Annotated in this window: 18 protein-coding genes; 8 read left to right on the top strand and 10 right to left on the bottom strand. The window is 70.2% G+C overall.

Features of this window, described 5'->3' with window-relative positions; translation table 11 throughout:
• Positions 1-121: 121 nt before the first annotated feature.
• Both IEY79_RS32395 and IEY79_RS32390 read right to left on the bottom strand, forming a co-directional pair.
• On the bottom strand, positions 122-793 hold the full coding sequence (locus tag IEY79_RS32395; RefSeq protein WP_189111222.1) for an HAD family hydrolase: 672 nt from the start codon (positions 791-793) through the stop codon (positions 122-124).
• Between the two features lie 44 nt (positions 794-837).
• Positions 838-1,344 (bottom strand): DUF6912 family protein, encoded by a 507-nt coding sequence (locus IEY79_RS32390; RefSeq protein ID WP_189111274.1) that lies wholly within the window; start codon positions 1,342-1,344, stop codon positions 838-840.
• 295 nt (positions 1,345-1,639) lie between these two features.
• Between IEY79_RS32390 and IEY79_RS32385 the strand changes: the two genes are divergently transcribed.
• Positions 1,640-2,086 (top strand): Rv3235 family protein, encoded by a 447-nt coding sequence (locus IEY79_RS32385; RefSeq protein ID WP_373292669.1) that lies wholly within the window; start codon positions 1,640-1,642, stop codon positions 2,084-2,086.
• A gap of 393 nt (positions 2,087-2,479) precedes the next feature.
• Here IEY79_RS32385 and secA read toward each other — a convergent pair whose 3' ends face one another.
• On the bottom strand, positions 2,480-5,329 hold the full coding sequence (secA, locus tag IEY79_RS32380) for a preprotein translocase subunit SecA (RefSeq protein WP_189111221.1): 2,850 nt from the start codon (positions 5,327-5,329) through the stop codon (positions 2,480-2,482).
• Positions 5,330-5,568: 239 nt separating this feature from the next.
• Between secA and IEY79_RS32375 the strand changes: the two genes are divergently transcribed.
• Both IEY79_RS32375 and IEY79_RS32370 read left to right on the top strand, forming a co-directional pair.
• Entirely contained in the window at positions 5,569-6,183 is a 615-nt protein-coding gene (locus IEY79_RS32375; RefSeq protein ID WP_189111220.1) for a GNAT family N-acetyltransferase, read from the top strand.
• A gap of 47 nt (positions 6,184-6,230) precedes the next feature.
• The gene (locus IEY79_RS32370) at positions 6,231-7,421 is read left to right on the top strand and encodes a winged helix-turn-helix domain-containing protein (protein ID WP_189111219.1); all 1,191 of its coding nucleotides are present in this window, start codon (positions 6,231-6,233) and stop codon (positions 7,419-7,421) included.
• On the opposite strand, the gene IEY79_RS32365 is transcribed toward IEY79_RS32370, so the two are convergent.
• From IEY79_RS32365 to mtnA, 7 genes are all read right to left on the bottom strand, one after another.
• Positions 7,414-8,175 carry a response regulator gene (locus tag IEY79_RS32365; protein WP_189111218.1) on the bottom strand — a complete coding sequence of 254 codons (762 nt, stop codon included), beginning with the start codon at positions 8,173-8,175 and terminating at the stop codon, positions 7,414-7,416. The two genes, IEY79_RS32370 and IEY79_RS32365, sit on opposite strands and share 8 nt — an antisense overlap.
• Before the next feature lie 191 nt (positions 8,176-8,366).
• Positions 8,367-9,056: a ribosome hibernation-promoting factor, HPF/YfiA family gene (gene hpf / locus IEY79_RS32360; RefSeq protein WP_229701316.1), complete on the bottom strand. Its 690-nt coding sequence runs from the start codon at positions 9,054-9,056 to the stop codon at positions 8,367-8,369.
• 316 nt (positions 9,057-9,372) lie between these two features.
• Positions 9,373-10,095 carry a ComF family protein gene (locus IEY79_RS32355; RefSeq protein ID WP_189111272.1) on the bottom strand — a complete coding sequence of 241 codons (723 nt, stop codon included), beginning with the start codon at positions 10,093-10,095 and terminating at the stop codon, positions 9,373-9,375.
• A gap of 128 nt (positions 10,096-10,223) precedes the next feature.
• The gene (locus IEY79_RS32350; RefSeq protein ID WP_189111216.1) at positions 10,224-12,074 is read right to left on the bottom strand and encodes an LpqB family beta-propeller domain-containing protein; all 1,851 of its coding nucleotides are present in this window, start codon (positions 12,072-12,074) and stop codon (positions 10,224-10,226) included.
• Complete coding sequence (mtrB, locus tag IEY79_RS32345) at positions 12,064-14,154, bottom strand: MtrAB system histidine kinase MtrB (protein WP_189111215.1); 2,091 nt, start codon at positions 14,152-14,154, stop codon at positions 12,064-12,066. Before mtrB ends, IEY79_RS32350 begins: the two co-directional genes overlap by 11 nt.
• Before the next feature lies 1 nt (position 14,155).
• Entirely contained in the window at positions 14,156-14,833 is a 678-nt protein-coding gene (gene mtrA / locus IEY79_RS32340) for a two-component system response regulator MtrA (RefSeq protein ID WP_005486885.1), read from the bottom strand.
• Positions 14,834-15,065: 232 nt separating this feature from the next.
• A complete protein-coding gene (mtnA, locus tag IEY79_RS32335) occupies positions 15,066-16,214 on the bottom strand; it encodes an S-methyl-5-thioribose-1-phosphate isomerase (RefSeq protein WP_189111214.1) in 1,149 nt (382 codons plus the stop codon).
• Positions 16,215-16,397: 183 nt separating this feature from the next.
• Between mtnA and IEY79_RS32330 the strand changes: the two genes are divergently transcribed.
• From IEY79_RS32330 to IEY79_RS32310, 5 genes are read left to right on the top strand one after another with little or no spacing between them, the layout of a single operon-like run.
• Positions 16,398-17,648, top strand: a complete 1,251-nt coding sequence (locus tag IEY79_RS32330; protein WP_189111213.1) for a DUF7847 domain-containing protein — start codon at positions 16,398-16,400, stop codon at positions 17,646-17,648.
• A 4-nt stretch (positions 17,649-17,652) separates the two neighbouring features.
• The gene (locus tag IEY79_RS32325; protein ID WP_229701315.1) at positions 17,653-18,342 is read left to right on the top strand and encodes a DUF4129 domain-containing protein; all 690 of its coding nucleotides are present in this window, start codon (positions 17,653-17,655) and stop codon (positions 18,340-18,342) included.
• The gene (locus IEY79_RS32320) at positions 18,339-19,637 is read left to right on the top strand and encodes a DUF4350 domain-containing protein (RefSeq protein WP_229701314.1); all 1,299 of its coding nucleotides are present in this window, start codon (positions 18,339-18,341) and stop codon (positions 19,635-19,637) included. Before IEY79_RS32325 ends, IEY79_RS32320 begins: the two co-directional genes overlap by 4 nt.
• Positions 19,634-20,617: an AAA family ATPase gene (locus tag IEY79_RS32315; protein ID WP_189111212.1), complete on the top strand. Its 984-nt coding sequence runs from the start codon at positions 19,634-19,636 to the stop codon at positions 20,615-20,617. Before IEY79_RS32320 ends, IEY79_RS32315 begins: the two co-directional genes overlap by 4 nt.
• Before the next feature lie 11 nt (positions 20,618-20,628).
• Positions 20,629-21,939, top strand: coding sequence for a DUF58 domain-containing protein (locus tag IEY79_RS32310; RefSeq protein ID WP_189111211.1), 1,311 nt, complete (start codon positions 20,629-20,631; stop codon positions 21,937-21,939).
• Positions 21,940-22,058: the final 119 nt, after the last annotated feature.

The following is a 22,058-nucleotide window of genomic DNA, read 5'->3' as shown; positions in this document are numbered from 1 at the left end:
GCATATGTACAAAAGAAGGGCAGGAAATTTGCCATTCCGGCCAGTGACATGCGGCGGGGCGAGGGTGGTGGCGCCCGGCGGTGTGCGGCGGTGCCGCGCGGTCAGTGGTGTGCGCCGGCGATCAGCGCGCGATGCTCTGCGCCAGGTCGACGGCCTCCGCGAGACTGTCGACGACGGGAACGCCCACCGCCTCCAGGCTCTTTCGGCTGTGCGATCCGCCCGTGTAGAGCACGGCGCCGGCTCCCACATGGGCGGCGGCCAGGGCGTCGTCGACGGCGTCACCGATCACCACCGTACGCTCGGGGGCTATCCGGCCCTCCTCGGCGAGCGCGGCCAGATGGCGCTCCATGTGCACCGCCTTCGTGCCGCCGGAGGGTCCCGTCCGTCCGTCGACCCGGACGAAGTGCTGGTGAATCCCGTAACCCCGCACCACGGGAACCAGCTGGTCGTGCGCGTACATGCTGAGGATGGACTGGCTGCGGCCCGCCAACGTCCACTGCGTCAGCAGCTCCTCGACGCCTTCGGTCAGCAGGCACCCGACGCGGTGCTCCACATAGTGCCGGTGGAATGTCTCGTCCATGACCAGCCACTCGGCGTCCGTGGGGAGGCGGCCCATCAGACGCTCGTAGAAGACCGGGATCGGCATGCAGTACAGATCCCTGTACCGCTCCGCGGTGATCGGGTCGAGGCCGATCTCCGCGAAGGAGGCGTTGGTCGCCGCCATGACCGCGCTGAAGTCGTCGAGCAGCGTGCCGTTCCAGTCCCAGACCAGATGTGTGTCGTGCTTCCCCATGCCGGAAACGTTACCGGCCGGGTCTGACAACGCGCCGCGCAACCTTACGCGACGATGCCCGGGATCTCCTGCACCCCGAACCAGAGCAGTTCGTGGTCCTCGGCGCCGTCCACCGTGAACCGCGCGTCGTCGTCACCGTGGTCGGCGGCGCCCAGCGCCGCGGCGGCGGCGGAGACATCGGCCTCGGCGTCGTCCGCGTCGATGTGCACGGCGGCGGCCTTGGCCAGGGGAACGGCCGAGGCGATCCGCACCTCGCCGAGCCCGGCGGAGTCCACCCCGCGGTCGGGGTCGGCCGCGGCTTCCCTGTCCGGCACGTCGACGGCGACCACGACCCGGCGACGGGCGGCGGAGGGGTCACCGGCGAGCAGCCGGAGGGAACCGGCGGCGGCGCGGTTGAGGGCCGCGTACTCCAACTCCTCGATGTCGTCGGAGAGATACCACTCGCGCAGTCCGGGCGTCACCGCGTAGGCCGTAAGCGGCCCGGGACCCAACTCGCCCGTCTTGTACGCCTCGGCGAGACCGGGGAGGGTCAGGGGGACGTAGACGCGCATGCGATGACCGCTTTCGTAGTCGGAGGAGCGGTCCAAGGATACGTCCGGCACATCCGGGCGATCCCTCGTCGGGGTGACACTGCGGAGCCGTTCAACGTCCACCTGAATACACAGAGTGACGCCTCCAGCCCTGCTGCGGCTTGCCCGGCCACTCGGACAGGTGACATCCGACGAGCGCGCCGCCCCGCAATCCGGCCCTTGCGACGGCCGCGGATCACCCGTAGAAGATCCCCAACACAAGTTACCGCCCGGTAACGCGATCGCGGACCGGGCCTGCGGAACGGGGGCGATCTGCGTGAGCGACACAGACACCGGCAGGACGTACGACAGGCGGGCGGCACGGACGGTCGGCCCACCGACAAGGCGCGACCCGCGCAGGCCGGGCCGGGTGATCTCCCAGCGCCGCGAGCCCTGGCTCCAGCCGCACGAGCGCTTCGCGGAACTGCTGCTCGCGGTCCTCAGCGGCCTGCGACCGGTCCACTCGATGCTGGGCCAGACAATCGGTGAGGCGTACGACCAACTGGTCCACCTCGCCCCGACGACCCCACTGCGCGCCCGCAACACCACCCCGGTGATCCGCACCTGCCGGGGCTTCCACCCCCGCCCGGGGGTGGTCGAGGCCTGGGCGAGCATCGCGGCGGGCGACCGCGTCCGCGCGATGGCATTCCGCCTCGAACAGGGCCCCGACCTCCGCTGGCGCTGCGCGGCAATCGAGGTGGCGTCCCGCCGCCCCCGGGGGTAGGGCGGCGAGCGGACGCGCCGCACTGGTGCACCCGCCCGGGCCCCCTCAGCCCGGGCGGGCCGCCTCAGCCCGTCCGGCGCTTGAGGACACACCCACCACCAACCCGCCACATCCCAGCCCACCCGCACCAAACCAGCCCGCCCGGCGTTTGAGGGCAACACCCGCCCGGGCGGACCGCCTCAGCCCGTCCGGCGCTTGAGGACGAACCGGCCGCCGGACGGACCCGGCCCGACCGCTCACCGCGGCCACGAGGCCCTCGTACAGCCCCCTGCGGCCCCCGCCGGGCCCAACCCTCACCAGGGGCCGCGCGGGGCGCGCAAACGGCGGCCGGGCCCGGACACATCGTGTCCGGGCCCGGCCGCCGCACCGAATCCGCGTAAGGAACCCCGCCGCTTACTTCTTGCGGCGCCGCCCCCCACCCTTCTGCGCCTTCCGCCGCTCCGCGCGAGTCGTCCCCGCACCCGCCTCCGTGCGATCCGCGCCACCGCTGCTCTCGAAGTCGCCCTCGACGACCCCGCCCTCACCGTCCACCGTCGGCGCGGAGAAGTGCAGCCGGTCGCGGCGCTGCGGAGCCTCCAGGCCCTTCGCCCGGATCTCCGGACGTCCGCCGCCACCTCGGGCACCCGCGCCCGCGCCCGCCGGCGCGTCCGCCTTCGCCAGCGACGTACGCTCGGCCGCCGCCGCGTCCTGCACCGGGACCTCCTCGACCTGCTGCTCGACCTGGACCTCCAGGTTGAACAGGTAGCCGACGGACTCCTCCTTGATGCCCTCCATCATGGCGGTGAACATGTCGAAGCCCTCGCGCTGGTACTCCACCAGCGGGTCCTTCTGCGCCATCGCGCGCAGCCCGATGCCCTCCTGGAGATAGTCCATCTCGTAGAGGTGCTCGCGCCACTTGCGGTCCAGCACGGACAGCACCACGCGCCGCTCCAGCTCCCGCATCACGTCCGGGCCCAGCGACTTCTCGCGCTCGTCGTACTGCACGTGCGCGTCGTCCTTGATGGACTCGGCGATGAACTCCGCCGTGATCCCCGCGCGGTCCCCCGTCGCGTCTTCCAGGTCCTCGACCGTGACCTTCACCGGGTAGAGCTGCTTGAAGGCGCCCCACAGCCGGTCCAGGTCCCACTCCTCGGCGAAGCCCTCCGCCGTCTCCTGGCGGATGTAGTCGTCGATGGTGTCGTCCATGAAGTGCCGGATCTGCTCCTGGAGGTCCTCGCCCTCCAGGACCCGGCGTCGCTCGCCGTAGATGACCTGGCGCTGCCGGTTGAGCACCTCGTCGTACTTCAGGACGTTCTTACGCGTCTCGAAGTTCTGCTGCTCCACCTGCGACTGCGCCGACGCGATGGCACGGGTGACCATCTTGTTCTCGATCGGGACGTCGTCGGGGACGTTCGCCATCGACATGACGCGCTCGACCATCTGCGCCTTGAACAGACGCATCAGGTCGTCGCCCAGCGACAGGTAGAAGCGGGACTCGCCCGGGTCGCCCTGACGGCCGGAACGACCGCGCAGTTGGTTGTCGATCCGGCGCGACTCGTGACGCTCCGTACCGAGGACGTACAGCCCGCCGAGCTCGACGACCTCCTCGAACTCCGCCTTCACCGCCTGCTCGGCCTTCTCCATCGCGGCGGGCAGCGCGGCCGCCCACTCCTCGACGTGCTCCACCGGGTCGAGCCCGCGCTGCCGCAGCTCCGCCTCGGCGAGGTCGTCGGGGTTGCCGCCGAGCTTGATGTCGGTACCACGGCCGGCCATGTTCGTGGCGACGGTGACCGCGCCCTTGCGCCCGGCCTGGGCGATGATCGGCGCCTCACGGTCGTGCTGCTTGGCGTTGAGCACCTCGTGCTGCACGCCCCGCTTCGAGAGCTGCTGCGACAGGTACTCGGACTTCTCCACGGAGGTCGTGCCGACCAGGATCGGCTGGCCCTTCTCGTGCTTCTCGGCGATGTCGTCGACGACCGCCGCGAACTTCGCGACCTCGGTGCGGTAGATCAGGTCGGGCTGGTTGACCCGGATCATCGGCCGGTTCGTCGGGATCGGCACGACGCCCAGCTTGTAGATCTGCTGGAACTCGGCGGCCTCGGTCATGGCCGTACCGGTCATGCCCGAAAGCTTCTCGTAGAGGCGGAAGAAGTTCTGCAGGGTGATCGTGGCGAGCGTCTGGTTCTCGTCCTTGATGTCCACCCCTTCCTTCGCCTCGATCGCCTGGTGCATGCCCTCGTTGTAGCGGCGGCCGGCGAGGATACGGCCGGTGTGCTCGTCGACGATCATGACTTCGCCGTCGATGACGACGTAGTCCTTGTCGTTCTTGAAGAGCTCCTTGGCCTTGATGGCGTTGTTCAGATAACCGACGAGCGGGGTGTTCACCGACTCGTAGAGGTTGTCGATGCCCAGCCAGTCCTCGACCTTCGCGACGCCGGACTCGTGGATCGCGACGGTGCGCTTCTTCTCGTCGACCTCGTAGTCGCCGGTCTCCTCGATGCCCTTGAGCTGGTTGCCGGCCTCGCCCTTGGTGAGCCGCGTCACCAGCTTCGCGAAGTCGCCGTACCACTTCGTGGCCTGGTCCGCGGGGCCGGAGATGATCAGCGGCGTACGGGCCTCGTCGACCAGGATCGAGTCGACCTCGTCCACGACGGCGAAGTTGTGACCGCGCTGGACGAGCTCCTCCTGGGACCACGCCATGTTGTCGCGGAGGTAGTCGAAGCCGAACTCGTTGTTCGTGCCGTACGTGATGTCGCAGCTGTACTGCTCGCGCCGCTGGGCGGGCGACATGTTCGCGAGGATGCAGCCGACGCTCAGGCCCAGGAACTTGTGGACCCGGCCCATCATCTCGGAGTCGCGCTCCGCCAGATAGTCGTTGACCGTGATCACGTGAACGCCCTTGCCGGAGAGCGCGTTCAGATAACAGGGCAGCGTGCCGACGAGGGTCTTGCCCTCACCGGTCTTCATCTCGGCGACATGGCCGAGGTGCAGCGCGGCACCGCCCATCAGCTGGACGTCGTACGGACGCTGGCCGAGCACCCGCTTGGCCGCCTCACGGACGGTCGCGAAGGCCTCGGGGAGCAGGTCGTCAAGGGTCTCGCCGTCGGCGTAGCGCTGTTTGTACTCGTCGGTGAGGGCCTGCAACTCGGCGTCGGAGAGGGCGGTGAAGTCCTCCTCGATGGAGTTGACCTGGTCCGCGATGCGGTGCAGTTTGCGCAGGATCTTGCCTTCGCCTGCACGCATGAGCTTGTTGAAGACGGACACTGAGGTTGGTCTCCTTGCCGGTCGGGCCTGGCACTGGGTCTGGTGATGGACACTGGCGCGGGCGCGGCAGGCCGACCCCACCGCAACGGCCATCGTAAGCGAGGACCCGGCCGCCTCGGGAGGTCCACGTGACGCCGGCCTCCTGTCACCCGCCCTGAGAACGCGCGGGAAGCGCGATAGGTGCCGGTGAGCCACGAAAAGCGCTCGCGCCGGGGACCCCCTCTCACCAGAATCCCTCCATGGAGCCAGTCACCCTCGTTTCCGCCCCTCCGGACGCCTCGGCCGTCTCCTTGATCACCGAGCGTCTGCGGCTGCGGCCCCTGGTCCCGGACGACATCGACGCCGTTCATGCGGCCTGCCAGGATCCCGACATCCAGCGGTGGACGACGATCCCCTCTCCGTACGGAAGACAGCACGCCGAGCACTTCGTCGAGCGGGTCGTGCCGGACATGTGGCGGGCCGGGACCAACTTCGTCTTCGCGGTCGAGCCGGTCGGCGGCGGCCCGCTGCTGGCCTCGGTCAGCGCCCACAGCCGGACCGGGGTGTGGGAGGTCGGCTACTGGACGGTCAAGGAGCACCGGGGCCGGGGCTACACGACGGAAGCCCTGGGCGCCCTGGTCCGCTGGATCTTCACGGAGCTGGGCGCCGAACGCGTCGAGTGGCGGGCCGAGGCCGGCAACGAGGGATCGCGGGCCGTCGCGCTGAAGGCCGGTTTCGTGCCGGAGGGCACCCTGCGCGCCGCTCTCCTCACGAAGGAGACGACGCGTGACGTCTGGATCGGCGCGATACTGCCCTCCGATCTCGGCCTGCCGTCCAGGCACCCGTATCTGCCCGCGCGCGCCCGACGCCCGTGATCACCGGCCCCGGCCGGCTGTCAGTGCCGCCGTCTATCGTTCGTGGCATGACCACTGTGCCGCCCCCCGCCGTCGAGCTGTCCGCCGCCGAAGCCCGCCGTATCGCGCTGCGAGCCCAGGGGTTCCTCGGCGCGCCCGACCGACGGGGCGGCGTACGGGGCGTGCTGCGCCATCTCGGAGCCGTACAGCTGGACACGATCTCGGTGCTCGCGCGCTCGCACGAGCTGATTCCGTACGCGCGGCTGGGCGCCGTGGGCCGCAGGAAGGTCGAGGAGTCGTACTGGACTCCGGCGGCGCCCGAGGGCGACCCGCCCCGGCCGCACGCCTTCGAGTACTGGTCGCATGCCGCCTGCCTCCTCCCGATCGAGGAATGGCCGCATTTCGCCTTCCGGCGCCGCGCCTACCGCGCCCGCCCGCACTGGCACCACGAGCTGTCGGACGGGGCGTATGACGCGGTGATCAAGCAGCTGCGTGCCGAGGGCCCGCTCACGGCGACGGAGCTGGGCGGCGCGAAGAACGGCGGGGAGTGGTGGGACTGGTCCGAGGCGAAGGTCGCGGTCGAGCGGGCGCTGATGCACGGCGAGGTGGTGTGCACCGAGCGCCGCAGCTGGAAGCGGGTGTACGACCTCGCGGAGCGCGCCATTCCCGACCATCTGCTGCACGACGACCTGGATGACACCGAGTGCCTTCGTCGGCTCGTACGGCTCGCGGGCCGGTCGCTCGGTGTGGGCACCCGCTCGGACATCGGGGACTACCACCGCATCAAGGGTGAGCAGGTGGACGCGGTGATCGCGGACTCGGGGCTCGTGCCGGTGACGGTCGAGGGCTGGGCGAAGCCCGCCTGGGCCGACCCGGACGCGCTGACGAGCGTCCCGCGCGGGCGGCACCGCACGACCCTGCTCTCACCGTTCGACTCGCTCATCTGGGAGCGCGCCCGTACCGAGCGGATCTTCGGCTTCACCCACCGCCTGGAGGCTTATGTCCCCAAGCCCAAGCGGATCTACGGGTACTTCGCGATGCCCCTGCTGTCGGGCGGGAAGCTGCTCGGCCGTGTCGACCCGGCGCGTGAGGGCAGCACGCTCGTCGCCCGACAGGTGTCGCTGGACACCCCCGCGGCAGTCGAGCCCATGGCGAGGGCGCTGCGGGAGGCGGCCGAGTGGGTCGGCTGCGACTCCGTACGGATCGAGCGCGTCGACCGCCCTGACCTGGCGGCGGCGCTGACGCGGGCCGTCATCTGATTTCGAGGATCTTCTCCCGCATCGCGTAGACCACGGCCTCCATCCGGGAGTGCAGCTGCAACTTCTCCAGGATGTTGCGGACATGGTTCTTCACGGTGTTCTCGGAGATGAACAACTCCTTGGCGATATCACGGTTGTTCATTCCCGTGGCCACCAGTTTCAGGACTTCGAGCTCGCGTTCGGTGAGCCTCGGCGCGGGCACGAGTCTGCGTTCGTCGGTGCGCTGAATCATCGACTTGAACTCGGTCAGCAGCTTGGAGGCCATGGAAGGGCTGATCTGCGACTGCCCGTCGGCGACGGCGCGAATCGCGGTGGCCACCTCGTCCGTCGAGATCTCCTTGAGGAGATAGCCGGTGGCGCCCGCCTTGATCGCGTCGTAGAGGTCGGCCTCCTCGTCGCTGATCGTCAGCATGATGATCTTGGCACTGGGGGCCACCTCCTTGATGGAGGTGCATGCCTCGATGCCGCCGCGCCTGGGCATCCGGACATCCATCAGCACGATGTCGGGGAGCAGGTCGGCGGCCTTGTCGACGGCCTCCGCGCCGTCCCCGGCCTCGCCCACGACCTGGATGTCCTCCTCCTGGGCGAGGACGATCTCCAGTCCCCGGCGGAAGAGCGCGTGGTCGTCCACGACAAGGACCCTGATCGGTTCCTTGCCGGGGTCGTCCGGGTCCGCGCCGCTGCCCGGTCCGGCACCGCCGGTCGTACCGCCGGCACCGTGAGCGTGGTGCACCGGCCCGAAGCTGTCCGCCATCGTTCCTCCCCCTGAAGGCCATGGGCCGAATTACATGCGAGCTACACCAACCCCAGGTCAGGGAAAGGGTGTTGGCGTGCGTGGCCATGATTTCATGCCCGGCCGACAGAGCGGTGATCCAGTAGTCGCGCGGTGGTGCCCCCGAGGCCGGATCAGGACCGCGGGGGCACCACCGAGGGGTGTCGTTTCTCTCAGCCGCCGAGCGCGCCGCCCGCGCCCGCCGCCTCGGACTCGGCCAGCTGGTCGGTCCTCAGGTGGATGACGCCGTAGTCATAGGCGTGCCGCCGGTAGACGACACTCGGCTCCTTGGTCTCGGAATCCACGAACAGATAGAAGTCATGTCCGACCAACTCCATCTCGTAGAGAGCCTGGTCGAGGGTCATCAGGGCCGCGGTGTGCGTCTTCTCGCGGACCACCAGCGGTCCTTCGCCCTGCACTTCGAGCGAGCCGATCCTGGTGGTGGGTACGCCGTTCGACGACTCGCTCACGGGGGCGGGGCCCGCTCCGTTCAACTGGGCGACCCCAGGAACGACGTCGACGACCTCGGCGGCCGAAAGCCTGCCGTTGCCACGCCGGTTGAACCGCTTCTCGTGCTGCCTGCGAAGCCGCGCCTCCAGCTTGCCGGTGGCCAGGTCAAGCGCTGCGTACGGGTCGGCGGCGGATGCTTCCGCCCTGATGACGGGACCGCGGGAGTGGAGCGTGATCTCCACCCGGTCGCAACGGTCCGCCTGACGCGGGTTGTGCTCCTTGGACACCTCGACGTCGAGGCTGATCACCTTGCCGTCGAGCTTCTGGATCTTCTCCAGCTTCAGCTTCTCGGCCACGTGCTTGCGGAACCGCTCGGGTACCTCTGTCTTGCGGCCCTTGACGACGATGTCCACGCAGAACTCCGTTCCCGGATTCGCTCCGCCGCGTTGCGGAACTACTCCCTCTTGCACCCGACCTCGATGGTCATCGAGGCCTCGGACTTGGTGACTTTCACCTCCTCCTCCCCCGTGGGCAAGATCCCCATTCCCTCTGTCTCCGAGGTTTTGGAAAACGCTCCCAACACGCCGCTGCATATCGGTGAGTACAGCTTTCGCTTTTCCTCACAACCGAACATAGCTCGCTTGGACGGGTATCGGCACCCGCTACCCGCGCGTACGTCCGTTTCGGTGTTTTATGACCCTCACCACCTGCAACGAAGCAAACTAGCGATCAGTTCCGGTTTATTTCGAAAGAGAGCGGAGGAGCGGCGACCACGGCCGCGCTCACCTGTACGAATACCGAGTTCCCCGGACGCGTCGCGGCATGCACCGCACGCGAAGCCTCCACAAGCGAGGCACCGGTTGTCATGAGATCGTCCACCAGCACCACTCTGCCGCCCTCCAGGAGCCCCGCACCGCCGACGGCGACCTCCAGAGCGCCGGACAGATTGGCGAGCCTCTGACGGGCGCCCAGGCCCGACTGGTCGGCCACCGCGCGTCGCTGCCGCAGCACCGGAAGCACCCGGGCGGAGCGACCCGCACCGCGCAGCTCCCCGGCCGCCGCCAGGGCGATACGGCGGGCCGCGTCGTGTCCCCTGGCACCGACGGCACGTTTCGTCGACGGAACCGGCACGAGCATCAGGGGCCCGACACCGGTGCCCTGCGGCACGGCGGCCTCGATCGCCCCGGCCAGTGCCCTGCCCAGGGGCGCGGCCAGCCCGAGCGTGCCACGCTCCTTGTGGGCCAGCAGCACGGCCCGTACGGCGTCCTCGTACGGCGCGGCAGCGTGCACCACCGGCAGCCCCACGGGCTCGGGAACCGGCCGCACCCGGCCGGGCCACATCCCGTACAGCGCTCTCGCGCACGCGTCGCACAGCGGCGTCCTGGGACTCCCGCAGCCGCCGCAGACGACCGGAAGCACCAGCCCGGTGATTTCTCGCCACCACCCCCGCATGTCATCCACTGTGCCAAGGTCTCGGACCTGCGGCCACCCCTGTGGATAACCCGGTTCCGGATCCGGCCACAAAGTCCCCGCCGGAGCCGCGCCCGACCCGTCGGCCGAGGCCCGGCCCCGGGGTGTGACTAGCCCGGATAGACCGGTGACGAGCCCTCCTGCACCATCGTCTGCCAGTTCGCGCCGGTCGGCAGCCGCACGATCCCGGCGTCGTCCGAGTCGGCGACCAGCGGCTGCTGTTCGTCGTCGGTCGCGGCGATCCCCGTGACCTGATTCAGCCCCGGCAGCACACCCGCGGCGGACGTCGAACCGTCCGTCTGGATGTAGCTCACCTGCTGCACCCCGCCGGCCTCCTTGCCGACCACGACGAGCCGGCTGGGACCGGCCCACGACACGGCGGTCACGGTCTCCATACGAGGCGCCACCGCCTTCAGCTCCGTCACGGACACGGTCTGCCGGCCGGCGGGGCCGCGCCGCTCCACGCGGCCGATCTGCAGGGTCGTACGTCCGTCCTCGGTGAGGAGCAGCGCCACCCGTACGCCGTCGGCCGAGACCCGCAGCGCCTCGATGCGCGCGTCACCGAGACCGTCGACCGTGACCTCGCGCGGCGCGTCCGCGCCGTCGGCGAGGCGCAGCAGCCGGGGCTGCTGCGGGTCCCGGTCCGCTATCCACAGATCGCCGTTGCCGTCCCAACTGGGCGCCGACAGCCGGTCCTCCTTCTTCTCGGCCTTGCTGACGACCAGGGCGTCGCCCACCTCGCCCGCCGAGATGATGGACCCGACGTACATGGACTTGGCGTCCTGCGACACGCCCGCCGCGTGCTTCTCGTCCCGCGCCACCGCGACCTGGCCCAGCGGCATCGTGCCGTCGCCGAACGGGCCGCGCACACGCGGCGGGTCGATCGGCTCCTTGCTGCTCGCCGACAGCTGCGCGAGGCGGCCCTTCGCGTCGATGAAGTACGGACTGTCCGGGCTGCCGGACGTACGGTCGGCGGCGAACTCCTCGGCCTGGTCACCGCTCAGCACGCACAGCGAGGAGCCGTCCTGCCGCAGGAGTTCGACCTGTTCGCCCCGGGTGGACGTCAAGTCGCGCAGGGTGAAGAGCAGTTGCGCCGCCATCTTGCGGCACTGCTCACGCCCGACGTTGTCGACCTTCGAGTTGAGCGGCACCTTCAGGGCGTTCCGGTCGTCGAACTCAAGTGTCCGGGTGCCGCGCTTGAGCTCCGTACCGGTCGGGAAGGGCGAGTCGACCACGGGCCGCATCCAGTCCGTGGGCCCTTCGAGGAGCACCTTGACGGCCTGGGTGACCGGGTCCATCCGTGTCACGGGGTCTATCCGCTGACGGATGTAGACGGGGTCCGCGACGAGCCAGCCCTGTCCGGGGGCGAAGTAGTACTTGTTCACCGCACGGTAGTTGCGCTGGAAGTCGGACTCGCCGAGCACCAGCCCCTGCGGAAGGTCGTCGATACGCCATTCCTTGCCGTCCAGCACGTTCTCCTGGACGAGATGGATGGAGCCGTTGTACGGCTCGGGTGCCACCGGCTGGTAGGCGTGCCCGGCGTCGACGGCGGCGATCTGGTCGCCGAACAGCGGGTAGGTGAGGCCGGGGCCGTCAGGACCGGACGGGCCCTGGGGGTCGGCCGGGTCGGGGGCGGACGCCAGCACCGTCGTACGGTTCGCCGGCTGCCAGCTCTGCGACGCCTGCTTGGTCAGATACTTCCTGGCCACCGCGAAGTCGGGGTCGTCGCTCGTCATCGCCTCCAGGAAGCCGTCGACGATCTCGTTCGGATCGGCCCCCTCGGCGGGAGCGACGGGATACACCCGCACCTGCGAGTCACCGCGTGGGGACGCCTTGACCGGCTCGACGTCCCCGCTGTTGGGAATCGACGCACAGCCGGCCAGCAGCAGGGCACCGCACCCGACCACGACGGGCAGCCGCACCGCGCGCCCCCGGCCGTGACGAAGCCGGTCAACGCCCACGAGTTGTGTCCTCCCGCTGAGGTGCCTGCGCCGCGGACGCGGACGCGGAGGCAGATGACGATGTGGTCCTCGACGCCGAGGACGACGACGGGGAAGCGGAGGGGTCGGAATCCCGTTCAACGGGTTCCCCGGCGGCACGTGGCACGACCCGGGCGCCGTTGCCCGGCAGCGCCGTCGGGTCGACCACCCCGGCGGGGGGTGGCACCGGCGCCCGGGGCGGCACCGGAAGCGGCGACGCCGTCGGCGACTGGGAAGGCACACTCGCCAGCCGGTGGGCGCTCTCCTTGGAGTCGAAGGCGGAGCGCTCCCGGCCGCGCCGCGAGTCCTCCGGCTCCAGCGGTATGGGCGAGCCCCGTAGCGGCTCGTCGGCGGTGCGCGGCAGCGTCAGCCGGAACTGCGACCCGCCGCCCGGCTCGCCCCATGCCTGGAGCCAGCCGCCGTGCAGGCGCGCGTCCTCGACGGCGATCGACAGGCCGAGGCCCGTACCACCGGTGGTACGCGCCCGCGCCGGATCCGCCCGCCAGAACCGGTTGAAGACCCGGGTCGCCTCGCCGGGCTTGAGGCCCACTCCGTAGTCCCTTACGGCCACGGCGACGGCTCCGCCCGCCACCGCCATCCGCACCACCACGTCGCGTCCCTCACCGTGCTCGACGGCGTTGACGACGAGATTGCGCAGCACCCGCTCCACGCGCCGGGCATCGGCCTCGGCGACGACCGGCTGCTCGTCGCCCATGACGCGGATCCGGGTCCCCTTGCGCTCGGCGAGCGGTTCCGCTCCGCCGATCACACGGCGTACGACCACCCGCAGATCTATGGGCTCGGCCTCCAGCGCCGCCGCGCCCGCGTCGAACCGGCTGATCTCCAGCAGATCCGAGAGCAGGGACTCGAACCGGTCGAGCTGGTCACCGAGCAGCTCCGCCGAGCGCGCGGTCACGGGGTCGAAGTCGACCCGGGCCTCGTGGATGACGTCCGCGGCCATCCGGACCGTGGTCAGCGGGGTACGCAGCTCGTGCGAGACGTCCGACACGAAGCGGCGCTGCATCCTGGAGAGCTCCTCCAGCTGCTGGATCTTGAGCTGAAGATTCTGGGCCATCTTGTTGAAGGCCTCGCCGAGACGGGCGATGTCGTCCTCGCCGGTGACCTTCATACGTTCCTGGAGACGGCCCGTGGAGAGCCGCTCGGCGATCCCCGCCGCCATCCGCACGGGCGTCACGACCTGCCGTACGACGAGCCAGGCGATGGCCCCGAGCAGCACCACGACGAACAGCCCCGCCGTCGCGAGGGTGCCCTTGACCAGATTGAGCGACTGTTCCTCCTGGGTCAGCGGGAACAGGTAGTACAGCTCGTAGGAATTGCCGTCGACATCCGTCAGGCGCTTGCCGATCACCAGCCCGGACTCGGGCTCTCGGCCGTCCGTGTACTCGATCAGGGTGTACGTCTGGAACGTCCCCGTGCCCTTGGCCACGTCCGACCTCAGATCCGCCGGAACGCTCGCGATGTGGTCCACGCCGCCGGACGCGCGCGGGAAGCGGCTGCTGGACCCCGCACCGTTCGCGTCCGCGCTCAGCGCCACCACGTTGAACGCGCTCTGTCCGCCACTGGCCAGCTGTACGACCAGGTCGGAGCGCCAGTTGACGGAGTTGCGGCTCGACTTGCCGTCCCCCGCGCCGCCCTCCTGGCCACCCGGCTCGACCGGCGCGTCGGCCTTCTCCTTGGCGACGGTGAAACCACCCGCCGCCTGGCTCTGGGCCGCTTTCTCCTTGGCGTCGAGCAGGCCGTTGCGGACCTGCCCGATCACGACGAAGCCCAGCAGCAGCACCACGCCCAGCGACATCAGCAGGGTGGTGGTGACCACCCTGAGCTGGATGTTCCGCCGCCACAGCCGCACCGCGGGCAGCACCGGACGCCTGAGCCAGCGCACGACGAGCCGCAGCACGGGACTGCCCGCCGCCCCGTCCTGGAGCAGCCGGCCACGGCGCAGGAGCCTGCCCAGGCGTGAGGCCCGACGATCCCGGTCGGCAGTCCGCCCCGCACGGACTCCCGGCTCCCCGGGCTTCGGGGCAGCACTGCCACTGGACATCTCAGCTCGGTCCGGCCTTGTAGCCGACACCGCGTACGGTCACGACGATCTCCGGGCGCTCCGGGTCCTTCTCGACCTTGGAGCGAAGCCGCTGCACATGCACATTGACCAGGCGGGTGTCGGCCGCGTGACGGTAACCCCAGACCTGCTCCAGGAGCACCTCACGGGTGAACACCTGCCACGGCTTACGGGCCAGCGCGACGAGCAGGTCGAACTCCAGCGGCGTCAGGGCGATGGACTGCCCCTCACGCTTCACCGAGTGACCCGCCACATCGATGACCAGATCGCCGATGGCCAACTGCTCCGGAGCCGGCTCCTCGGACCTGCGCAGCCGCGCCCTGATCCTGGCGACGAGCTCCTTGGGCTTGAACGGCTTGACGATGTAGTCGTCGGCGCCCGATTCGAGCCCCACCACCACGTCGACCGTGTCGCTCTTGGCCGTCAGCATGACGATCGGCACGCCGGACTCGGCCCTGATGAGCCGGCACACCTCGATACCGTCGCGGCCTGGAAGCATCAGATCCAGCAGCACCAGATCCGGCTTGGCCTCACGGAAAGCGGCGAGAGCCTTGTCGCCGTCCGCTACGAACGACGGCTCGAACCCTTCACCTCGCAGCACGATGCCGAGCATCTCGGCCAGTGCGGTGTCGTCATCGACGACAAGGACGCGTCCCTTCATATCGACATCATCCCATTTTCATTTCCGTTGCGTAGACTTGCGTGATCCAGCTCACTGACCTGGGACGACGTGGACGTGTGTCCTTCGTGGACCGTCGCGGTTCGTTGCTGTTGACGTCAACCACAGATGTCAGGCCCTGTCTCGTTGACCTTCTCCGACAGGAACCATAGCGAGCCGCCCGCCCGGCCCACCCCGACAACGTGCCTCCCCCACCCCTCGCGCACCTGTGCCGTCAGCCCCGCGCCTGCTGTCGCGCCTGGGCGCACAGCTCCGCGATCCCGTCCCGGGTCACCGGCGACAGCGCCCCGTACTCGGTGACCAGCGCCGTCACCAGTTCCGGAGGCGTCACGTCGAAAGCGGGGTTGTACGCCTGCGTCCCCAGCGGCGCGATCGGCATGCCACCACCCAGCTCCACCCCGGCCCCCGCCGCCTGCGGAGCCGTGAGCTCGGTGACCTCCTGCCCCGGCCGCTGCTCCACCTCGATCGCCGCGCCGTCCGGGGTCTCCAGATCCAACGTCGTGGTCGGCGCGACCACGATGAACGGCACATGGTGGTACTTCGCCTGCACCGCGAGCGGATAGCTGCCCACCTTGTTCGCCACCGAGCCGTCGGCGGCGATCCGGTCCGCCCCGATGAGCACGGCGTCCACCTCACCCGCCGCGAACAGCGAACCGGCCGCGTTGTCGGTGAGCAGCGTGTACGCCATCCCGTTGCGAGCCGCCTCGTACGCCGTCAGCCGCGCCCCCTGCAACAGCGGACGGGTCTCGTCGACCCACAGCCGCCTGAGCCGCCCCGCCCGGTGCGCCGACAGCGCGACGGCGAACGCGGTGCCCTCGCCGCCCGACACCAGCGCCCCGGTGTTGCAGTGGGTCAGGATCCGGTGGCTTCCGCCCGGCAGCAACTCGTCGAGGAGGGCCAGCCCTGATGCCGCCATTCGGGCGCTGGCCAGGGCATCCTGCAGGTGCAGCTCCCTCGCCTCCGCCAGCGTCGCCGCGGCCGCCTGCTCCTGGTCGGCGCCCCCGGCGATCGCGGCACGATGCACCCCCAGCGCCCGCCGTACCCCGTACCCGAGGTTCACGGCGGTGGGCCGGGCGCTCTCCAGCAGTGCCGCCGCCTCATCCACGTCGTATCCCCGGGTGGCGGCGAGAGCGACGCCGTACGCCCCCGCGATGCCCAGGAGCGGCGCCCCGCGCACCGCGAGCGTCCGAATCGCCTGCACCAGGGCCGGCACGTCGGTACAGACCAGCTCGGCCTCCTCGACCGGCAGCCTCGTCTGGTCGAGAAGGACCAGTACGGGCCCTTCAGGCAGCTCGTCCCAGCGCAGCGCCGGAGACATGGACGGCTCGGCAGGGAGCGGCGATGGTGCGTACTGATCAGTCATCCGCCCAGTCTGCCCGGTACCGCTCGGACTATGAAGGTGAGAAGGAGATGGAGCACCCCGCCCACCAGCGGGCCACGCGTGGCACGATGGCTGCCAGCCTCCCGCTCTGCTTCGCAGACAGGCACCGTTGAAGCGCCGGCTCCCCGAGCCTGCCTCCGAAACCAATCCACGAGGTGGACGACCGTGAACGACACTCCGGGCTGGGCCTCGCCCGGATCTGCCCCGTCCGACGGCCAGGACGCGAGCGTGCCCCGGCCCGCCGCCCCCGCCGACGACTCCGGCACGCCCTCGGACTCCCCCTCGAAGTGGTCCAAGAACCAGCCGCCGCCCGGCCAGTGGTCCGCGCCCACCACCCCCGGCCCCGTTCCGCCGGCTCCCAGGCCCGCACCGGGCTGGGGCGGCCCCGGCCCCGGCGGCGGGAGGCACCCCGGCTGGGGACAGCCGCCCCTCGCGGCCAAGCCCGGAGTCATCCCGCTGCGCCCCCTGGGTGTGGGGGAGATCCTCGACGGCGCCGTGTCCACGCTGCGCGCACACTGGCGCACCGTCCTCGGCGTCACCATCGTCGTCGCGGTGATCTCGCAGATCGGCGACATACTCGTCCAGCGCTATCTCCTGCCGGAGCCGGTGGACCTCGACCCGGACGCGAGCCCGGCGGAAGCCCTGAACCAGGCCGTCGACGCGATGCAGTCCAGCCTCCTCGCCCTGGCACCGTCCCTGTTCATCACCGTCATCGGCACGCTCTTCACCACGGCCGTGCTGACCGTGGTCATCAGCCGCTCCGTCCTCGGCCGCGGCGTCACCCTGACCGACGCCTGGGCCGAGGCCCGGCCCCGGCTGCTTCAACTGCTGGGCCTGACACTGCTGTTGCCCGTCATTGGCGCCGCCATCGTGACCGTCGGCATCCTGCCGGGACTGCTGATCGGCTCCGGTGCGGGAGTCGCACTGACGATGCTCGGCGGACTGGCCGCCGCCGTCGTACTGATCTGGCTGATGGTCAGCTTCAGCCTCGCCTCGCCCGCCCTGATGCTCGAACGGCAGGGGATCGTGGCGTCCATGCGCCGCTCCGCCAAGCTCGTGAAGGGCACCTGGTGGAGGATCTTCGGGATCCTGCTGCTGACGATGCTGCTGACCTTCGTGGTCTCCATGATCATCGCTGTGCCCTTCAGCCTCGTCGCCATGGCGGTGGACGGCGACGGGGTCAGTGGCCTGTTCTCCGAGACCGGCCCGGACTTCGGCTGGCCCTTCCTGATCATCACCGGCATCGGCACCGTGATCAGCACCTCCATCACCCTGCCGATCTCCGCGGGTGTCTCCGTGCTTCTCTACGTAGACCAGCGCATCCGGCGCGAAGCCCTGGACCTCGAACTCGCACGCGCCGCCGGTGTACCGGGCTACGGCCCCGAACAGCCTGGCAACGACGCCCACAGGGGCTGATGCGGTGTTCGGCACGGGGGGCTCGGCAACGGCTTGGCGGACGGCACTCACGAGCGACGACATACCGGTGGACACCCCGCGTGTCCCCGCTCGTGAGGCCGCCGAGGACGAACTGTCCAAGCCGATGTACCACGAGAACGACCCGAATCTCCTCCAACGCGCGATGGACCGCTTCTGGGAGTGGATCGGAGACCTCTTCAACTCCGTGGCCGGCTCCGGCGTCACAAGCCCGGTCGGCCTCGCCGTGATCGCAGTCCTCGTCGCGGCACTGGGCACAGCCCTCTGGTGGCGACTCGGCACCCCCGGGCGCACCACCCTCCCCAAGGACGCGCTCTTCGACTCCGGCCCACGCGGCGCCGCCGAACACCGCGCCAACGCGGAGGAACACGCCGCCGCAGAACGCTGGAACCCAGCTGTCCAGGAACGGATGCGCGCCGTCGTCCGCTCCCTGGAAGAGCGCACGATCCTCGACCCGCGCCCCGGCCGCACCGCCGACGAGGCCGCCGCCGACGCCGGCCGATCCCTCCCCGAGCACGCGACCGCCCTGCGCGCGGCGGCCAGAGCCTTCGACGACATCACGTACGGCGGACGCACCGCAGACCAGCAGACATACCTGCGCCTGCGCGAACTGGACCTCGCGCTGGAGAGCAGCAGACCCCAGCTGAGCGACGTCACCCAAGGAGCCGCCGAATGACCGGCACCGGGACCGGCGCCCCAGCTCGGCCGATGACCAGCCCCACCTCGATGTCGCCCAGCGCCCAGCAGGTCTGGAAGCGCGTCCGAGGGCTGCTGCTCGCACTCGCCATCCTCCTCGTGGCCGGGATCGCCCTGGCAGCCGTGCGCTCCGGCGACCAGCACGGCCGCCTCGACCCCCGCTCCGCCGACCCGCTCGGCAGCCGCGCCGTCGCCGAACTGCTCAAGGACCGCGGCGTCTCCACCCGCGTCGTCACCACGCTCGCCGACGCCACAGCGGGAACCGGCCCGGACACCACCCTGGTCGTCACCTCCCCCAATCTCCTGACCTTCCATCAGCAGCGCACCCTGCAGACCGCGACGGAACTCTCCGGCGGTCGCACCGTCCTGCTGTCGCCAGGACCGCCCTCCGTCGGCACCCTCGCGCCGGGCGTCACATCGACCACCGAAACACCGGTGGCCGCCAAAGACCCCCGCTGCTCCCTGCAGGCCGCCCGCGACGCGGGCACCGTCGACATCGGCGGGCATCGCTACACCGCCGACTCGCCCGACAGCGACGCCTGCTACCCCACGGAGGGGCGGCCGTCCCTTCTCCGAGTCGACACCCCGGCCAACGGCGACACCGTCCTGCTCGGCTCCCCCGACCTGCTCTACAACGAGCGCCTCGCCAAGCAGGGCAACGCCTCGCTGGCCCTTCAACTCCTCGGCTCCCGGCCTCATATCGTCTGGTACCTCCCCTCACTCAGTGATCCCTCCGCCACCGAATCCGGCAGCGGCATCGGTAGTGGCAACGACAGCGGCAACGGCGACGACAGTGGTGACAGCACCGGCGGCGAAGAGGACCAAGACGGAGCAGACAACGAGTCGAGCTTCCTCGACCTGATCCCCTCCGGCTGGCTCTGGGGCACTCTCCAACTCGCCCTCGCCGCCGTACTCGCCGCCGTGTGGCGCTCCCGCCGACTCGGCCCCGTGGTGGCCGAACGGCTCCCGGTCGCCATCCGCGCCTCCGAAGCCACAGAGGGCCGCGCCCGCCTCTACCGCAAGGCCAACGCCCGCGACCGTGCCGCCTCGGTCCTCCGTACGGAGACCCGCACCCGCCTCGCTTCCCTCCTCGGTGTCCCACCGTCCGAGGCCCACACCCCGGAGACCCTGGTCCCCGCCGTCTCCGCACAACTCCCCGACGACTCGCGGGATCTCCGCACGCTGCTCTTCGGCCCGGCGCCGGCCGACGATGCGGCTCTTATCCGCCTGACGGACCAACTCGACGCCCTCGAAAGAGAGGTACGCACCTCATGAGTGCCCCGACCCCCAAGACCGCTGAGGACTCGGACAGCGCCCGCGCCTCCCTGGAGGCCCTGCGCACCGAGATCGCGAAGGCCGTGGTCGGCCAGGACCCCGCCGTGACCGGACTCGTCGTCGCCCTGCTCTGCCGGGGCCACGTCCTCCTCGAAGGAGTCCCCGGCGTCGCGAAGACACTCCTGGTACGGGCCCTCGCCGCCTCTCTCGAACTCGACACCAAGCGCGTCCAGTTCACCCCCGATCTGATGCCGAGCGACGTGACGGGCTCACTCGTCTACGACGCGCGCACGGCAGAGTTCTCCTTCCAGCCCGGCCCTGTCTTCACCAACCTGCTGCTCGCCGACGAGATCAACCGCACCCCGCCCAAGACCCAGTCGTCCTTGCTCGAAGCGATGGAGGAGCGCCAGGTCACGATCGACGGAACGCCCCGGCCACTCCCCGATCCCTTCCTGGTCGCCGCCACACAGAACCCGGTCGAGTACGAGGGCACCTACCCCCTCCCCGAAGCACAGCTCGACCGATTCCTGCTGAAGCTGACGGTCCCCCTCCCGTCACGCGACGACGAGATCAGCGTCCTGACCCGACACGCGGACGGCTTCAACCCACGCGACCTCCAAGCGGCGGGCGTTCGCCCCGTCGCCGGCCCGGCCGACCTCGAAGCGGCACGAGCCGCGGTCGCCAAGACCTCTGTCTCCCCGGAGATAGCGGGCTACGTCGTCGATATCTGCCGTGCCACTCGTGATTCCCCCTCGTTCTCACTGGGCGTCTCCCCGCGAGGCGCCACCGCTCTGCTGTCCACCGCCCGGGCCTGGGCCTGGCTCACGGGCCGCGACTACGTCACACCGGACGACGTGAAGGCTCTGGCACTACCCACCCTGCGTCACCGCGTCCAACTCCGCCCCGAAGCGGAGATGGAGGGAGTCACAGCCGACTCCGTCATCACCGCGATCCTCGCCCACGTCCCCGTACCCCGATGAGGCGATGAACCGTGGCCCTCACCGGACGAACGGCGCTCCTCGCCGCTCTGGGCTCGCTTCCCGTCGGCCTCCTCGCCCCCAGTTGGGCCGGGATGCTGGCGGTCAACGCGCCCCTCTCACTCGCAATTCTGTGCGACTACTGCCTGGCCGCGCCAGTGCGAACGCTCCAGTTCACTCGAAGTGGTGATACCTCAGTTCGACTCGGCGAAAAGGCCGAGGTCCAGCTCACGGTCACCAACCCCGCACGCCGAGCCCTGCGCGCCCATATCCGCGACGCCTGGCCCCCTAGCAGCTGGCCGGCCCACTCCGAACAGGCCGTCTCCCGCCACGAGTTGACCGTCCCGGCGGGTGAACGCCGCCGCCTCACCACCTTGCTCCACCCGACTCGCCGCGGCGACAGGCGTGCGGAACGAGTAACCGTGCGCTCCTTCGGCCCCCTCGGCCTGGCGGCCCGCCAGGGAAATCACGATGTCCCGTGGGCGGTGCGCGCCCTGCCACCCTTCACGAGCCGTAAGCATCTGCCGTCCAGGCTCGCGCGCCTGCGCGAGCTCGACGGTCGGACAAGTGTGCTCACCCGCGGCGAGGGCACCGAATTCGACAGCCTTCGCCCCTATGTACCGGGGGACGACACCCGGTCCATCGACTGGCGCGCCACCGCCCGTCAGTCGGCGGTCGCGATCCGCACCTGGCGACCCGAGCGTGACCGCCACATCCTCGTCGTCCTCGACACGGGCCGAACGTCGGCCGGCCGCGTGGGCGATGTCCCGCGCCTCGATGCCGCGATGGACGCCACACTGCTCCTCACGGCCCTCGCCACCCGCGCCGACGACCGTATCGATCTGCTGGCGTACGACCGCCGCACGCGCACCCAGGTCCGGGGCCGCTCGGCGAGCGACGTGCTGCCCGCGATGGTGAACGCGCTCTCCACGCTGGAGCCCGAGCTCGTGGAGACAGACGCACGAGGCCTGGCCGCCACAGTCATGAAGAGCGCGCCCCGACGTTCACTGATCGTGCTGCTGACCAGCCTTGAGACAGCTCCGGTCGAGGAGGGACTCCTGCCTGTCCTCCCTCAACTCACCCAGCGCCACACAGTGATCGTCGCCTCGGTGGCCGACCCGCATACAGAGGCGATGAGCACGGCACGGGGTTCAGTGGACGCGGTGTATGAAGCCGCTGCCGGCTCGCAGGCGCAATCCCAACGTCGCCGTACGTCGGAAAAGCTCCAGAGGTACGGCGTTACGGTCGTGGACGCCGTACCCGACGCACTGGCGCCGGCATTGGCGGACGCCTATCTGGCGCTGAAGGCTGCGGGCCGCCTCTGAAGTGACATGTGCGGGAGGGGGCGAAAAACCTCGCTCACGCAAAAGGGCCCCGAACGCAGAAATGCCCCGCACCATAAACGGTGCGGGGCACTCCCACAAAGATTGTTCGGCGGCGTCCT

Source organism: Streptomyces camponoticapitis (genome assembly GCF_014646115.1).
Lineage (GTDB): Bacteria > Actinomycetota > Actinomycetes > Streptomycetales > Streptomycetaceae > Streptomyces > Streptomyces camponoticapitis.
This window is presented reverse-complemented; position numbering and strand designations above follow the sequence as displayed.

Coding starts and splice junctions, on each gene's coding strand:
- IEY79_RS32395 (WP_189111222.1), bottom strand. CDS start 793: ATGGGGAAGCACGACACACATCTGGTCTGGGACTGGAACGGCACGCTG.
- IEY79_RS32390 (WP_189111274.1), bottom strand. CDS start 1,344: ATGCGCGTCTACGTCCCCCTGACCCTCCCCGGTCTCGCCGAGGCGTAC.
- IEY79_RS32375 (WP_189111220.1), top strand. CDS start 5,569: ATGGAGCCAGTCACCCTCGTTTCCGCCCCTCCGGACGCCTCGGCCGTC.
- IEY79_RS32370 (WP_189111219.1), top strand. CDS start 6,231: ATGACCACTGTGCCGCCCCCCGCCGTCGAGCTGTCCGCCGCCGAAGCC.
- IEY79_RS32365 (WP_189111218.1), bottom strand. CDS start 8,175: ATGGCGGACAGCTTCGGGCCGGTGCACCACGCTCACGGTGCCGGCGGT.
- IEY79_RS32355 (WP_189111272.1), bottom strand. CDS start 10,095: ATGCGGGGGTGGTGGCGAGAAATCACCGGGCTGGTGCTTCCGGTCGTC.
- mtrB (WP_189111215.1), bottom strand. CDS start 14,154: ATGTCCAGTGGCAGTGCTGCCCCGAAGCCCGGGGAGCCGGGAGTCCGT.
- mtrA (WP_005486885.1), bottom strand. CDS start 14,833: ATGAAGGGACGCGTCCTTGTCGTCGATGACGACACCGCACTGGCCGAG.
- mtnA (WP_189111214.1), bottom strand. CDS start 16,214: ATGACTGATCAGTACGCACCATCGCCGCTCCCTGCCGAGCCGTCCATG.
- IEY79_RS32320 (WP_229701314.1), top strand. CDS start 18,339: ATGACCGGCACCGGGACCGGCGCCCCAGCTCGGCCGATGACCAGCCCC.
- IEY79_RS32315 (WP_189111212.1), top strand. CDS start 19,634: ATGAGTGCCCCGACCCCCAAGACCGCTGAGGACTCGGACAGCGCCCGC.